This is a genomic window from Lutispora thermophila DSM 19022 (assembly GCF_900142105.1).
GTDB lineage: Bacteria > Bacillota > Clostridia > Lutisporales > Lutisporaceae > Lutispora > Lutispora thermophila.
The window spans coordinates 1-15,535 of record NZ_FQZS01000006.1 but is presented as its reverse complement, the minus strand read 5'-3'; the positions used below and the strand labels follow the sequence as shown (position 1 = coordinate 15,535).

Annotated in this window: 13 protein-coding genes; 5 read left to right on the top strand and 8 right to left on the bottom strand. The window is 35.3% G+C overall.

Annotated features, from left to right (window positions below; translation table 11 throughout):
- Positions 1-415 precede the first annotated feature (415 nt).
- A complete protein-coding gene (locus tag BUB48_RS04530; protein ID WP_073025068.1) occupies positions 416-973 on the top strand; it encodes a hypothetical protein in 558 nt (185 codons plus the stop codon).
- A gap of 754 nt (positions 974-1,727) precedes the next feature.
- On the opposite strand, the gene BUB48_RS18805 is transcribed toward BUB48_RS04530, so the two are convergent.
- The 6 genes from BUB48_RS18805 to BUB48_RS04500 all read right to left on the bottom strand — a co-directional run bounded on the left by BUB48_RS18805 (position 1,728) and on the right by BUB48_RS04500 (position 6,841).
- Positions 1,728-1,913 carry a flavodoxin gene (locus BUB48_RS18805; protein WP_073025066.1) on the bottom strand — a complete coding sequence of 62 codons (186 nt, stop codon included), beginning with the start codon at positions 1,911-1,913 and terminating at the stop codon, positions 1,728-1,730.
- Positions 1,914-2,031: 118 nt separating this feature from the next.
- Complete coding sequence (locus BUB48_RS04520) at positions 2,032-3,291, bottom strand: HAD hydrolase-like protein (RefSeq protein ID WP_073025064.1); 1,260 nt, start codon at positions 3,289-3,291, stop codon at positions 2,032-2,034.
- Between the two features lie 220 nt (positions 3,292-3,511).
- Positions 3,512-3,904 carry a pyridoxamine 5'-phosphate oxidase family protein gene (locus BUB48_RS04515; RefSeq protein WP_073025062.1) on the bottom strand — a complete coding sequence of 131 codons (393 nt, stop codon included), beginning with the start codon at positions 3,902-3,904 and terminating at the stop codon, positions 3,512-3,514.
- 215 nt (positions 3,905-4,119) lie between these two features.
- Positions 4,120-5,379 (bottom strand): DUF6179 domain-containing protein, encoded by a 1,260-nt coding sequence (locus BUB48_RS04510; RefSeq protein ID WP_242944162.1) that lies wholly within the window; start codon positions 5,377-5,379, stop codon positions 4,120-4,122.
- On the bottom strand, positions 5,357-5,839 hold the full coding sequence (locus BUB48_RS04505) for a DUF6323 family protein (protein WP_073025060.1): 483 nt from the start codon (positions 5,837-5,839) through the stop codon (positions 5,357-5,359). Before BUB48_RS04505 ends, BUB48_RS04510 begins: the two co-directional genes overlap by 23 nt.
- 414 nt (positions 5,840-6,253) lie before the next feature.
- On the bottom strand, positions 6,254-6,841 hold the full coding sequence (locus BUB48_RS04500) for a GNAT family N-acetyltransferase (RefSeq protein WP_073025057.1): 588 nt from the start codon (positions 6,839-6,841) through the stop codon (positions 6,254-6,256).
- A gap of 353 nt (positions 6,842-7,194) precedes the next feature.
- On the opposite strand from BUB48_RS04500, the gene BUB48_RS04495 reads away from it, so the two are divergent.
- From BUB48_RS04495 to BUB48_RS04480, 4 genes are all read left to right on the top strand, one after another.
- Positions 7,195-7,755: a TetR/AcrR family transcriptional regulator gene (locus tag BUB48_RS04495; protein ID WP_073025055.1), complete on the top strand. Its 561-nt coding sequence runs from the start codon at positions 7,195-7,197 to the stop codon at positions 7,753-7,755.
- A gap of 177 nt (positions 7,756-7,932) precedes the next feature.
- Positions 7,933-8,541 carry an HdeD family acid-resistance protein gene (locus BUB48_RS04490; RefSeq protein WP_084524370.1) on the top strand — a complete coding sequence of 203 codons (609 nt, stop codon included), beginning with the start codon at positions 7,933-7,935 and terminating at the stop codon, positions 8,539-8,541.
- Complete coding sequence (locus BUB48_RS04485) at positions 8,538-10,631, top strand: efflux RND transporter permease subunit (RefSeq protein ID WP_073025053.1); 2,094 nt, start codon at positions 8,538-8,540, stop codon at positions 10,629-10,631. The genes BUB48_RS04490 and BUB48_RS04485 overlap by 4 nt, the downstream gene beginning before the upstream one ends.
- On the top strand, positions 10,628-12,349 hold the full coding sequence (locus tag BUB48_RS04480; protein ID WP_073025051.1) for a hypothetical protein: 1,722 nt from the start codon (positions 10,628-10,630) through the stop codon (positions 12,347-12,349). The genes BUB48_RS04485 and BUB48_RS04480 overlap by 4 nt, the downstream gene beginning before the upstream one ends.
- 424 nt (positions 12,350-12,773) lie before the next feature.
- Here BUB48_RS04480 and BUB48_RS04475 read toward each other — a convergent pair whose 3' ends face one another.
- Together BUB48_RS04475 and BUB48_RS04470 are read right to left on the bottom strand one after the other, a co-directional pair.
- Positions 12,774-13,754, bottom strand: coding sequence for a serine hydrolase domain-containing protein (locus BUB48_RS04475; protein ID WP_073025049.1), 981 nt, complete (start codon positions 13,752-13,754; stop codon positions 12,774-12,776).
- A 374-nt stretch (positions 13,755-14,128) separates the two neighbouring features.
- Positions 14,129-15,535: methyl-accepting chemotaxis protein (locus BUB48_RS04470; RefSeq protein ID WP_073025047.1), on the bottom strand; the 1,407-nt coding region annotated here is incomplete at its 5' end.

Below are 15,535 nucleotides of genomic sequence, written 5' to 3'. Positions count from 1 at the left end.
ATGCGTTTCATTTTTTAATTTTCAACAACTCTTTTATTGTGTAATCATCTATAAAATATTATATATGTAAATTATCAACAAGTATACCCTATATTACCACAAATTAATCTATATATACATACGCCCCTTAATATAGTCAGATTTGCACATATATGATATTCTATCAATAAATAGTGTCACTAACTATTTAAACACTTTTCTCCAGTTCATGGGGCTGTTCATCAATAGTCTTTTCATCTGAATCACCTTCTAGGCCTTCACAGTTTTGCCATTGGGAACATGAATTTTTTTATACCTCCATCATCACTAATACATGGTCATATATGAGAAATGTAAATTATTGTGTATACTCATTCTTAGACATAATATTTATTTAAATCTATAATAATAATGTTAGATTTTGAAGGAGGTTGCCATGAAACGCAAGACAGATCTTTTATTTGGGATATTATTTGCTGTTGCAACCATAGCATTAATTGCACTGTTTCTCACTAATGAAGAATTTTTTTATTGGGCATTTTCGAGACATCATAATATACTAAGCTGGTATGTTAGACCTTTATTTATTATACCAATGGTTATGTTTGCATTTAAGAGAAGTTATTCTGGCATATTTGCTACGATATTTGCCCTATTTACAAGCATGTTCTGGTTTCCTGTTCCAGCTACAAGCAATCCTCATGTTATAGAATTCTTAACTTTTGAAATGGATTACCTTAAAGGTGCTTGGACTACTCCTAAGATAATAATGAGTCTTGCAGTTCCCTTATTTTTCTTCATGCTTCTTGCATCAGCATGGAAAAGAAACTGGAAATGGCTTCTAGGTGTTATCATAGGAGCGGCTGTTTTAAAAATTATATGGAGTATTGCATTTAGCGGTAAAGCAGGCATGTCCATTTTGAAACCTGCACTACTTGGCTTGATAATCTGTATATGCGGAATAGGTTATGTTTTAAAAAAACATAACCTATAGATAACAATTAAAAGTTAACTGCTGCATTCTGCTCTGCCATACTTATCATACCATCCATTTCACCTTGAAATAATTTAAAATCATTCTAGATAACTTTTAATTGTTATATTAGTTCTCTTATCACAAACCACAAGTTTGAAAATACAGCATCAGAAGAAAATGTTGGTTTATACTCGAACTTAAGCAGTTCCCCAATCATGTTTTTAAATGCCATTATTCCTTTATCTGTTATTTAGTAAATGGTTTTTTCCGGCCTGCTGCCTGGCTTTTCATTGGTTGCATTCAGTAAACCATCTGCTGCCATCTTATTAAGATGGTAATAAATGGTAGGAAGTTTAATTTGCGTAAAGTCAGCAAGCTGTTTTGTTATTATTTTTTAATCTGATAACCATGTTTTGGACCAAATCTTTGAAGTAATCCAAGAATATAAAATGGTATCATCTAAACTAACCTTGCTATATAACAAATTAGTCAGTACTGAGTATAATTATACTCAGTACTGACTCAATAGGGCCTCTATTTTACTTTAATATTATTTCTTCTTTCTTTAGCACACATTTATAACATGTTTAAACTTGCCACTTTGAAGATGTTGCCTAGGTTCTTCATTAGAATGAGGAATCTCTAAAATAATTAATGCCATGTGAAGCAAGAGTATGTGTTATCAAATCTTACAACAGACCAATGCCATCGATCCATTCAACAAGTTCCTCCTTAGACGGCTTGCCGTTTAAAATCCTGTCTTCCTTAATTTCTACGTCTGTTGAAACACTTTTTTCAGCTTCTCCACAGTTTTGCCAAAGCCGCTTCCTTCGGAAGTAACGAACAGTATTATAGTCTTTTCCGAAAAATCATAGCTTTCCAAAGCTGATCCCCTCATACTGTGGCCAAATAATATGTACCAAATTGAGAATATAAAATCATATCTTCTTATTATCATAATATTATTTTTTACATATTGACTTCTTTGGTTCTATTTTAACAATTTTGCAGTTAAGAAAAAGATACATCATGAGAGATTAAACATAATTGCTGTGATTATTCTCTAATTACTTTGCCTATTCCGGAACGCAAATAAATGGCTTATTATAGTCATTATTATCAATAACCATATCACAAAGCTTTTTGGGGTTGTATTTTTGCAAATATAATTTTTGTGCTGGGATATAGCGTTCTTTGTACTTGTCCAGAAATTCAACTCCGTATTTAGGTACATCTCGTATGTTTGCCCTATTTAGAACTTCGTCAAAACTTATATCCAGAAAAATTTTATAGTCAATCAGGTTGCTGATTGGAGGACGATATAACAATACTCCTTCTAAAATAATAATTGTATTTCGCGTGGTTTTTATATGTAACTTTTTTGTATATGTATCCAAATCAAAATCTAAAACATGAAAATCTTTATCGACATCATTTCCTTTTATTTCAGTAATTATAGATTCTAACTTATTCAAATCAAACGCATAATTAATATATCCCTGAGGTGAAGTATCCTTATATCGCATTTCTTTCGGATTGTGGAAATCATCCATATGCATCAATTGTGTCTGATAACCTCTGTGTTGCAAATATATGCTCAAAGCCTCGGCAAAAACCGTCTTTCCTGATGTGTCAACACCGTTTACGCCCAATACTATCGGTTTTTTTAGATTTGCAACTTCTTTTTCTATTTTTGAATAGATAAAGGTTTTATATATTTCCGTTCCGATTTTCTCAACATTATCAATCATAACTGCCATGTCTTTAATTTTATCGCTGCCATACCCATAGCTAACACCGATAAACGGCATGTCATTTTCTTGTGCTGCTGCAAAATCAGTTGCACTATCACCAATCATTATGCAATTTTCAGTAGAAAGCTGTTGAGTAACCAAAAAATCCTTCAATACCTGCCCTTTTGTTTTGCCGTCTATCCTGCTCAAAATAACATCAAAATAATGTCTTATCTCACATTTGTCCACCACAGCATCAATATATTCTTTGCTGCCCATTCCACAAACAGCAAGCAAAAAGCCTTCCGCTTTAAGTTTTGATAGCATTTCTTTAGCTCCGTCAAATAAACATCCATTCTTTTTGACTTCTTCAATCTCTCGCCACTTTATTTCTTGCTGAAACTTGAGCTTTTCCTCTTCGGGCATATCAGGTGCAACTTTCTCCAGAAATGCTTCTGTAGTTGTACACAGTAAAAGAGCCTCGTCCTCTTTTGACAGCTTAATTCCGTATTCTTCACACAATGCATACAGCGGTGGCAAAGCAGTTTCGTGAGTTCGATATAATGTACCATCCAAATCGAAGATAATCATTTGTCTTTTCAAACAATATTCCCTCCTTAACCTTGCCAATAAAAATAATCCCTAATTAGTAACTACTAATAAACACTAAATTTCAAACTATTCCGACTTAAATCCAAAAACATAAAGAAGGCTTATATTATGCCTTCCCAGTAACCATGCTATAATTTATTGCTTTCAGTGCTACACACAAGGAAATCAAGATAATGACATAAATGTAGGTTACAGCATCTAACCATCATTACTAAAATTTGATTACCTTTGGCTCTTCAGTAAATGAATAGAAGGTAGCTGTAGCATCCTCAAAATAGAGAACTTCTGTATTATCATCTTCCGCTGAATACATAGATTTAAGCTCCGGATAATTATCAAGCATATGCTTTTTAGCCTCTACTCTGTCATCCCTTATAAGCTTACCTGCAACTCTAAGCCACTTTCCATCAGCACAAGCGCAAATCTCTGCCTTTGGATTTGTCTGAAGCTGTTTAGACACGTCTTTTACCTTTCCTGTCTGGATATAAAGTTTACCTTCAAAAATATCCACTGTACCGAAAGGCCTAACTCTGGGCTGATCTCCTTCTACTGTGGCCAAATAATATGTACCACATTTCTTTAAAAACTCATATACTTCCTGCATTTTATTTTCCTCCCGTCTATGTTTAAAATATTTTTTATATTACTATTTATTCAGTTTTTCTATGATATAACCGCTTCATCATCATACATATTGCTACATATTTCATGTAAAACACTCTGTTTATATTTTAACATTTTGCAGTTTACAAGAAAATATATTATTAAAATAAAATAGTTATAAACCATGATATATTAATTATTTAAACATTACACATATCAATCTTCCATAAGATTCTTTTCAATCTGAATAATTTGCTCCCGTCTTTTATCAGGTAGCTCGCTAATATACCTCTTGAGATATAATCGTATCTTATGTTCTTTTTCTGATATATCCACAGCTTGAATATCCGAGTAAAAAGGATGTCTCCTAATCATTACTGCTATCTCAATATCTTCCAGAGTGTTAAACAAGGAAATGTATTCCTCTAATTTTCTATATTCTTCATCATCCATTTTAACACCGGATTCAAAATGGATTTTAGATTCTAAATCTGGATTAACCGAGTTTATGAACACTTTATTCAGGGTATTCAGCTTTAGTCCAATTTCAATATTAGATGCAATTTTGGGCAAGCTTCTCTCAATATATTTTTTAAGTGAAGTGTCTCTTATATCCAACTCTTCGTATATGTTCTTTATAGCCTTTTGGATGCTTAGCATAAGACCTTGTTTATCATATCCTTGTAATTTTTCATATATACATTGAATATCTTCCTGAGAAATTTTTAACTCTCTAATGCTTCCACCAGCAAGAGCACATCCTAAAGATACCGTCAATACTTGTTCAAACACATTTATCAATAAGTCCTCATACCTTCTATCATACCCATAAAGTAGCCGATGAATGTTTTTGGGTGAAAAATTCATGCAAAACTCATTCTCAAGATATAAATTCTCAAGGTATTTATGGATAAATTCTATTCCTATCAAATCATCAACAGGATTACAAAGTTGATAATCAATAGAAGCAGGAATATCATGAGCATCATATTCTAAATCGTAGGTATTAAAGAAAGTCCCAATACCTTCTTCACCAAGTGTGGAAACGTAAGAATGATTCGGTGTATCCAGCTTATTCTTTTGAACCATATGATATATAATCTTAGCTGTATTAAATCTACTATCGATTAATTTCCTGCCCCTCTCATATAGCTCATAAATCTTTACTGTTTTTAGCTCATATACAGCATAGTCCGGGTCGGGCAATGTCTTTAAGTATAATCCTATTGTATAAAGATTGGATTTCATAATTCTTTCAGCAATCTCAATTCTTATAGAACTGCTTACACCCATATTGTATCTCTCACATTTATTTGCCAGGAGACTAATACATTGCAGTTGCATATTTTCTATATCATACTCATTTAAAAGACCATTGGCATACGCCTCTTGCAGAATAGAGTTAAAATAGAATTGGCCGCTCAAATTATGGCTGTCAATGATGAGTCTCTTTTCAATATTCGCAATCTTCATCATCTTCCCCTTCATTATCACCTGAGCAATCAGGTGCATATCGCAAGTTATGAGCCATTTTATCAAGCTCTCTTTCTGACAACAATTCTATCGACCCTTGGCATTTCCCATCAAAGGAGCTTTTCATAAATTTAATGAGTTCATCATCACTTATTAAATCAAGAGTTTCATTTTTATAAAAATAAAAAATCTCAATTAACTCATGGAGTGTTTCTACATAGTTGTGCATAGAAATATAAGGAGAATCGCAAAACTCCCTGATTATTTTATCAATTATACCGCCGCCAAATTCAATACGCCCATATTTCTTAAGTGACAAGTTTCTTGTTTCAACTAGTTCAATAACATCCTGCCGAGATAAAGTTAACCCAAACCTAGAAGTAAAACCATTGCATTTTTCTATTTCATCAACAGCTTGTTTTGGAATCGAGGGTAAAAATGCACTCATAAGCTCTAATGACAATAGATTTCGCCTCCAAAAAATAAATTCAATTGTTGTTCAATTTATTACTTGACATTTTATTTAAAATATGTTATATTTATTTTGGGTATTTGTTTGTATATGTGGAGTTTTATTTTGCCATCTAATTTTAGAAAAATCAATAATATAAAATATATTAATTGGTGATTACAAAAATGCCGCTATTGAGAAGATTAATTCTCAACAAGCGGCTATTTTAGTTTATGGTATTACAATCTATTCTTCTATTTACAACATGTATTTAAACTTTGCCACTCTTGCATCATATTTTCTTTGATAACAGGTACTAAAACAGTTACAACAGAACCACCACATATAGTTTATGTCCGAATATGCCTTTTTTACATAAAAAGACACTCTGCATTATTACAGAGTGTTTATTCACGGATATTATTTTTATGAGTTTATCATGGTGCAATTATATACCTTTTCCTCTGTGTCAAACTTTCCAACTTCAATGTTGTTGGTCCAGAATGTAAATTGTTTAATCATCTTAATAAATTCTTCCGCATCAACTTCTGATTCTGTACTCAATATATCAAAGGTTCCGCTATGGTCTTTCAAGTAATATCCTGTATCTATGAATCCATTTCTAAAATAAAAATCCCTTCTTTTAAGACGCTGCTCTAAATTATCACATTCTTCCCGCACAGTCTCCATTATCAGTGAAACAGACTTTTTCTCTTGTTTAATCCATGTCAGTATCTTACTTCCATAACCCCTAGATCTTAAATCGCTTCTGACTGCAAAGTAATATATCAATGTTTTATCCTTATAATTAACAAGATATAAAATTCCGCAAAAAACATCATTGTCATAAACAGAAAGAAATTCTATATTGGGCTTCATAGCAAATAACTTCAATAATACAATAGGAAATCTTTCTATTTTGGGGAATGCATTGTTATATAAATCTCTGATCAACTTATAATCCTTGTCAATAAATTTCACTTCTTTTACCCTTAATCCTATGTAAATCTCCATATTAATCACGTCCCTCTGTCCATTGTTAATACTTTGTACAAACAACCAATAGACACACTATTATCTATTATAACATTATTTTAACATAATATGTGATGATGGCCAAAATAACAATGCCATCAATACAGGTGTCTCTTCATGAATTAGCTATATGAATGAATATCAAATATTATTGCAAAATCAAAAATTATGTAGTATATTATACTATCGTTATCAATATAAGGGGGTGCTTATGAAGCCATTAAGCAGTCCATGTTGAATCATTTATTCTTTACACACTTTTTCAAAATTTCATGGTATTGTATTGTAAACATGACGATATGATAGATATGTACCGCCGAGAGGTGATATAAATGGCTAATTTTACAAAAAAAGCAATCAAAGATACTTTTATTGAACTATTAAGCGAGCGTCCTCTTTCTCAAATTACAGTCAAGGACATTGTTGAAGCATGCGGCATCAACCGAAATTCTTTTTATTATCACTTTCACGATATTCCGTCATTGATTGAAGAAATTGTTAAAGAAGAAGCTGATCGCATCATTGAAAAATACCCTACGCTTGATTCTCTGGAAATGGGTTTTACAGCAGCAATTGACTTTGCGGAAAAAAACCGCCGTGCAATATTGCATATTTTCAAATCCGTAAACCGTGACATTTTTGAGCAACATCTCTGGAAGGTATGCGATTATGTTGTGGTATCATTCTGTAAAACCGCTTTTGCAGATCAACCAGTTTCGGAAGACGACCGTGATATCATTATTCAGTTTTATAAAGCCCAGTGCTTCGGTATGGTAATTGACTGGCTTAGAAGTGGAATGAAGGAAGATGTTCATCATAAAATTCACCGCATCTGTGAATTGCAAAAAGGTATGATCGAGGAAATGATTCGCAGAAGCATCGAAAGTAAGTAAAATTTTTAATACCGACGGTGACATGCCTGATTTTTAGGCAAAATCCCATCGGTGCTCAATTTTTAGTCATAGGTTTTGCCCGTGTCCATTTTTCGGTCACGGGTATTTTTCTGTCTATTTATGTCAACTAAATCAGGCCCTATAATACTGTTATCGATGGGAAAGGAGGGTTGAACTGTGAAAGCGCGCTCCATTACACCAATGAGGATAGCAAAAATCGGCTACATCGTTATGTCAGTCGTTCTCTTTTCATTAGGGACATTATTTATAGCCCTTCCTGACATATCGATGCGAATAATCGGAAAAACGCTGGGAGCAACTTTGATTTTTTTTGGTTGTGTCAAGCTTGTGGGCTATTTTTCAAAAGATTTGTTCAGGTTGGCATTTCAATACGACTTACAGTTCGGAATACTTGTTTTTATTCTCGGGCTCGTGATTCTTTTGAAGCCGTCTGAAGTTATTAACCTGTTATTTGCAGCTATGGGAATAGACTTACTTGCAGACAGCCTTTTCAAAATTCAAATAGCACTTGATTCTCGAAAGTTCGGCATCGGAAAATGGTGGGGAATTCTTGCCTTAGCCATTCTTGCAGGAATTATCTCGTTTGCTCTTGTTTTCAAGCCGTCTGAAAGTGCCAAGTATCTGACAGTTCTTCTCGGTGCAACACTTATTGTAGAAGGAGCCTTAAATCTGTTTGTAGCAATTACAACAGTAAAAATCATTAAACATCAATATCCCGATTTTATCGAGGATGATTACTTTGAAACGGAGGATGAAAACAGATGAAATTCGGAAAAGCAGTTGTAAAGTTCCGCGTGCCTATTCTGGTATTGACATTAATTTTGATGATTCCGTCGATATTGGGATATATAGGTACAAGAGTAAATTATGATATGCTGGATTATCTTCCAGAGAATATGGATACGGTTATCGGGCAGAATGAACTCATGAAAGATTTCGGCAAAGGGGCTTTTTCTTTTATCATTGTGGAAGATATGCCCACCAAAGATGTTGCAGCTTTGAAAGCAAAAATTGCGGAAGTGGATCATGTAGCCACAGTCATTTGGTATGACTCTTTTGCCAATTTGTCAGTACCGATGGAAATGCTTCCAGGTGAACTTTATTCCGCATTTAATACAGAAAATGCAACAATGATGGCTGTATTCTTTGATTCACCAACCTCTGCCGACGTTACACTTGATGCAATAAGAGAAATACGCTCAATATGCGGTAAGCAATGCTTTGTGTCAGGGTTATCGGCATTGGTAACAGACTTGAAAGATTTATGCGAGAAGGAAGAACCAATTTATGTTGGTATAGCAGTAATTCTTGCATGTGTGGCAATGGTTCTGTTCCTTGACAGCTGGCTTATTCCTTTTGTGTTCCTAGCTTCCATCGGTACAATGATTCTGTTGAATCTTGGGAGCAATTTCTTCCTAGGAGAAATATCCTATATAACGAAAGCCCTTTCTGCGGTTTTACAACTTGCTGTCACAATGGATTACTCTATTTTCCTGTGGCACAGTTATAACGAACAATGTGAAAAATATACAGATAAAAATGAAGCAATGGCAGTTGCAATCAAGGAAACAATGTTAAGTGTTGTAGGAAGTTCAACCACCACCATCGCAGGCTTTATAGCTCTTTGCTTCATGTCCTTCACCTTAGGAAGAGATATGGGTATTGTCATGGCAAAAGGGGTATTTCTTGGGGTCATAGGATGTGTGACAGTACTTCCTGCTCTTATACTAGTGTTGGACAAGCCACTTCAAAAAACAAGACACCGTTCCCTTATTCCAAATTTAGAAAAGCTGGAAAAAGGGTTGGTAAAGATATTTCCTGTATTTCTTGTGATTTTTGTACTTCTTATTCCACCTGCATATTATGGTTATAAAAAAACCAACGATGAAGTTTATTACGATATGGGTGAATGTCTACCAGAGGATATTGAATATGTTATTGCTAACTCAAAACTTCGTGAAAGCTTTGACATCGGTTCTACACACATGCTCCTGTTGGACTCTTCAGTCCCATCAAAAGATGTTCGTTCCATGATAAAAGAAATGGAACAGGTGGACGGGGTAAAGTATGTGTTGGGGCTCGAATCGATTATCGGTTCTCGTGTACCGGAAGAAATTTTGCCGGAGTCGGTTAAATCGATTCTAGAAAGCAACAAATGGAAACTGATGCTAGTAAACTCTGAATACAAAGTTGCCAGCGACCAGGTAAACAAACAAATTGACGATCTTAATGCTATATTAAAAAAATATGACGAAGGTGGAATGCTAATTGGTGAAGCCCCCTGTATGAAAGACATGATCGAAACAACTGATCATGACTTCAAGGTTGTCAATACAGTTTCAATATTGGCAATATTCGCCATCATTGCATTAGTTACAGGAAGCATTTCCCTTCCTTTCATACTCATTGCCGTCATCGAGCTTGCCATATTTATCAATCTCGGACTGCCACATTATTTCGGTCAAAGTCTGCCCTTTATAGCACCTATATGTATCAGTACTATTCAGCTGGGCGCAACAGTAGACTATGCAATCTTGATGACAACAAGATATAAGTTGGAACGTATGGATGGAAACAGTAAAAAAACATCAGTACAAACAGCCCTTGTAGCATCAGTGCCGTCCGTAATTGTGTCCGGTATGGGATTGTTTGCTGCAACCATCGGTGTTGCCCTTTATTCTGATATTGACATAATTAGCTCCATGTGTATGCTTATGGCGCGCGGTGCCGTCATCAGCATGCTGCTGGTTATCTTCATTCTACCGGCATTATTACTTCTTTGTGACAAGTTAATATGTAGAACTACCCTTAATATGACAAAAATCATTAACAAATCGGAGGTCGTTTACCAATGAAAAACAAAATAATGAAAATTATCTCTCTCTGCTTATGTATTGCTATACTTGCCGGCGGGGCAGTTTATGCAATTTCCTCAAGTAAAGATTATAAAAAAGACAAGACCATACAAAGAATAGCAGAGAATCAACAGGAAAAAGTTATTTCAAAAAAGGACTCTTTCAAAGATGAAACAGTATATGTCATTGCAAATGCAGATGGTACGATACAGAAAATCATCGTCAGTGACTGGATAAAAAACATGCTTACAAATGAAAAAAGTAATAGCGTAGAAGGGTATGAACTCGTCGGCAAAAACTCCATTGTATGGGATGCTGATGGAAGCAACATTTATTATCAGGGCACAATAGAAAAAGAGTTGCCTGTAGATATCTCCGTTTCCTATAAACTTGACGGCAAAACCGTATCTCCCGACGAACTTGCGGGCAAAAGCGGCAAAGTAACCATTCGCTTTGATTACAAAAATAACCAATATGAAACTATGAAAATAAACGGGAAAAATGAAAAAATCTATGTTCCCTTTGCAATGTTGACAGGAATGCTCCTTGATAACAACACCTTTGCAAATATTGAGGTTTCAAATGGAAAAATCATTAACGACGGAGACAGAACCGCAGTTATCGGGCTTGCTTTACCGGGGCTTCAAGAGAATCTTGCCATAGATAGGGAGCAATTAGAGATTCCGTCTTATGTAGAAATAACAGCTGATGTTACAAACTTTTCTATGGGAATCACTGTTACCGTAGCAAGCAATACATTATTCAATGATATTGATATGGAAAAAATTGATTCCGGTTCAGATCTAAGCAACTCAATGGCTAAGCTGAATGATGCTATGTTAAAGCTTCTTGACGGTTCTTCTTCTCTTTATGATGGACTTAGTACCCTCCTTGACAAATCAACAGAGTTAGTTACAGGAATCGATCAACTGGCAGATGGTGCTGCAAAACTTAAAGACGGAGCATATTCCCTGGACGGTGGCGCAAAAAAACTATCTGACGGAGCATCAGACCTATCACAAGGACTTGATACTCTGTCATCAAATAATGACAAATTAGTCGTTGGCGCAAAAAAAGTTTTTGAAACACTTCTTTCCACTGCTGAAACACAATTAAAAGCATCTGGACTTTCGATACCAACATTGACTATCGATAATTACGCTACTGTGCTAAATGGGCTCATTGAATCAATAGACAATGCAAAAACATACAATCAAGGCCATGAGCAAGTTACCTCCGCAGATAAATCTAAACAGGATTATATAAAATCACAAATTGCTTCCCTCAAGGCCTCACTAGATGACTATAATGCATTCTATGTCGGGCTCATGAACTATACAGCAGGTGTTGCACAAGCTGCAAGCGGTGCTTCTGATTTGAAAAGTGGAGCAAGACAATTAAAAAACGGAACAGATACATTATATAATAGCATTTGCCTTCTTTATGATGGAGTGCTGACAATGAAAAATGGTGCCCCGGCACTAGTAAATGGTGTAGCACAGTTAAAAGACGGAGCTATGCAGCTTTCCAAAGGACTTTCTCAGTTCAATGAAGAAGGTGTTCAAAAACTTCTCCATACAGTTGATGATGCGGAAATTCTTATGGATAGACTGAAGGCAACCGCAACTGTATCAAAAAATTATAAATCCTTTGCCGAGATAAGCGACAGCACAAATAGTAATGTGAAATTTGTATATCGAACAGACGAAATAAAATAATGCAAGCAATTTTTTATAACTTTGCCCTGATTTATAAATAAAATGCTTTTATGTAGGGTACTCTTTTCGTAATAATTAAAGAGTACCCTTTTTTGACCATGAAGAACCTTGTGCATATAATTAAGAAGTATCCCTCAATAAGAGTATTTTATGTTTTTTAGTTATTTTGCTACAGCAGAATCCATTCTGTTATGTGGAATTATCTGCATTGCTGGATTCACAGTTAAAGTTCTATTTCATGTAATTTCCACAATCCTATCTCATGTTTCTGCCTACACCATTTTGGAACTTATGAGAAAACGTGTAGCGTAAAAGCTGCTGAAAACCTCAAAATACATTGCCCCATGGCTTAATCTACTTAATAAATCACTTTTCCTTAACAGTTGAACACAACTTAACATAATATTGTTGATTGCTTCATTGTCTACAACATCGGTTCAACATGTTTCTGTATAAACTGCACACGATCAAATATTCTTGGTTTAAAAGTTCCTGCAACTCCTACTGCTATTTTCCTCTTTGGATTAACGTATATTACATTTCCACCGTCTCCAATAGCAGCATAAATCCTTTCCTTTTCATCAACAATCCACCAGAGAAATCCATAAGACATGTTGCCATATCTGTCACACAACCTTTGATATGGTTTTGATATTGCATCAATCCATTCATTTGAAACAATGCGCTTTCCTTGGTACTCACCACCATTAAGGCAAAGAAGTCCAATCTTTGCCATATCGGTAGCCGATAAAGCAAGACCCCACCCTGCTGTATTCACTCCTTGTGGATCAGCATACCAAACGTCACCTTTTGGAAGTTTTGACATCAAAAAGTCAAACTGGTCTTCTTTTGATATATCTTCTTTGTTTCGATGCCTGGGAATTCCCAATGGTTCAAATAGATATTTATTTGCAAAATCAATAGTTTTCATTCCACTGGCGGCGGCAATAATTCCATTGACTATCTGAATTCCTAAAGTTGAATATTTGAACTCTCCGGTGATTCCTTTTCTACCTCCCAATATATCCAATGCTGCTGTAGTCCAGTCATTACTGGTACATACTTTTTTCCATGGTTCTGATCTGTATTTATAAGGTGCGGTCATAGTGATAAGATGCCTGATGGTTACATCATAAATAGTTTTCTCGCCACGCTTTGGCACATAATCAGTGAAAAAATCCAACACCTTCTGATCTACATTTTTTATTAACCCTTGATCAATGGCTATTCCTACTAAAAGTGCTACTACACTCTTGGTTACAGACATAACATTAAGAGTATCTCCTGGCTCATATCCATTCCAGTAGTCCTCAAGCACAATTTCTCCGTTTTTTATCACCGTAATTTCACATATGTTCTTTTCATTGTTTTCGACATACTCATGTAATTGATCATTTCTAATCATACTTACCATCCTTTTTTCTTTAACTTGCCTTTAACCGGTTAAAGAGTATTTCAGTACTGCCAAAACAATACTAAACCTATTAAAAATCATTTTCAATAGATTTTAAAACTTTTTCTAGTTTTTAAGAATCATATAATGGTTTTACCCAAAATAGCATATAAAATAAACACACTGCTATATGAATCCCAAAATCACATACTTTTCAAATTTTAATAAATAAGTCATTCAGGATAGTTGCTTTATTAAATTAAACACAGATTGTAAGAAGACAACTTAAATTATTTTCAATAGACGCTAAGAGGCAGCTGAATCATCAGCAAAAAGTTCATGATTCAACTGCCTCTTAACATTCTTATCCAATGATTTATTTATAGTTATTGTAGTTTAAACTTATTAACTTCACCGAGGAGTTCCTGTGCCACATATTCTAATTGGCTTGCAGATTGGGCAATGGTCTCCATCGAAGCCAATTGCTCTTCAGATGAAGCTGATATTTCCTCCATGCTAGCCGATGCTTCTTCTACCACAGCAGAAATATTGGTAGCTTGTTTAGTCACTTCATCGCTCTGCTTATTTACTTCATCTAATGCTGCTGAAACCTCATAGGCGATTTGTGCCAACTCTGCAATGGAACCAAGTATCTTGTCAAAGCTTTCTTTTGTATCTTCTGCCGAAGATTCCACAACAAGTACGCTTTCCTTTGCCTGATTCATATTTCTAACGGTTTCATCAACTCTATCATTAATGCCATTGACAATCTCTTCTATCTTTTTTGTAGAATCGCTGGATTGTTCAGCCAGCTTGCGAATCTCTTCTGCTACTACAGCAAAGCCTCTTCCTGCCTCTCCTGCTCGGGCTGCTTCGATGGAAGCATTCAATGCAAGGAGGTTGGTTTGCTCTGCTATACTGTTTATTGCACCTATGATATTTCGTATCTCATCAGCCATTGTTGCCAGATGATGTATCGATTCACCAACTGCATTGGTATACTTGTTGTTTTCTTCGATTTTCTGGCTTTGGCGTTCCAGGGCCATTTGACCCTCTCTGGCAAGCTCCAAGGATTCCTTTGCCTTATCCGCTGCAACTTCTGTCCTTCCCGCTGCCTCTGATACGATTTCATTAACCTTGGCAATGGCATTTGTTGAGTCTTGGACCATTTCAGCTTGATCGCTGTTGCCTTGAGCCATTTCATTAATTGTTGTAACTACCTGGGTTAGGCTCTGAGTGGTTTCCTCTGTTGTTGAAGACAATTGCAAAGAATGAGAGGCTAAATTCGAAGCAACGGATTGAATATTGCTTACCAAGCCTCTTAAGTTTTCAGTCATAGTCTTCAGGCTGTGATAAAGTTCTCCTATTTCATCCTTTGTATTTACTTTAACTTCAAAATCTTTCAAATCCCCATCGGCTATTGTTTTTATTATTGAGGACACATCCACCAGTGGCTTTGTAAATCGTCTTGAGAAGTAGAAACCCAATAATCCAACAATTATAGCAGCTGCAATAAGCATAGCAACACATACATTCAAAAGTTTATAGGAAGAAGACATAGCCATCGCAACAGGTGTCTCTACGGCAATTAACCAACCTGCCTGTTGGTTCAATGCATGGCTTACAATGACTTCTTCACCTTCGATGTTTGCAGTCTTCAGAGTAGCATTTTGTCCCGCAAGACCTGCTTGTATAAATTCCAATGAATTGAAATCTTCCTGGTTTTGAACATATTCCATATTAGGATGGGCCAATACGGTACCTTGCCTTGAGAGAACATAGACATCTGTACT

What these genes read in the sequence shown, in the direction of transcription:
- BUB48_RS04530 (WP_073025068.1), top strand. Translation starts at nt 416, where the DNA reads ATGAAACGCAAGACAGATCTTTTATTTGGGATATTATTTGCTGTTGCA.
- BUB48_RS18805 (WP_073025066.1), bottom strand. Translation starts at nt 1,913, where the DNA reads ATGATAATAAGAAGATATGATTTTATATTCTCAATTTGGTACATATTA.
- BUB48_RS04515 (WP_073025062.1), bottom strand. Translation starts at nt 3,904, where the DNA reads ATGCAGGAAGTATATGAGTTTTTAAAGAAATGTGGTACATATTATTTG.
- BUB48_RS04510 (WP_242944162.1), bottom strand. Translation starts at nt 5,379, where the DNA reads ATGATGAAGATTGCGAATATTGAAAAGAGACTCATCATTGACAGCCAT.
- BUB48_RS04500 (WP_073025057.1), bottom strand. Translation starts at nt 6,841, where the DNA reads ATGGAGATTTACATAGGATTAAGGGTAAAAGAAGTGAAATTTATTGAC.
- BUB48_RS04495 (WP_073025055.1), top strand. Translation starts at nt 7,195, where the DNA reads ATGGCTAATTTTACAAAAAAAGCAATCAAAGATACTTTTATTGAACTA.
- BUB48_RS04485 (WP_073025053.1), top strand. Translation starts at nt 8,538, where the DNA reads ATGAAATTCGGAAAAGCAGTTGTAAAGTTCCGCGTGCCTATTCTGGTA.
- BUB48_RS04480 (WP_073025051.1), top strand. Translation starts at nt 10,628, where the DNA reads ATGAAAAACAAAATAATGAAAATTATCTCTCTCTGCTTATGTATTGCT.
- BUB48_RS04475 (WP_073025049.1), bottom strand. Translation starts at nt 13,754, where the DNA reads ATGATTAGAAATGATCAATTACATGAGTATGTCGAAAACAATGAAAAG.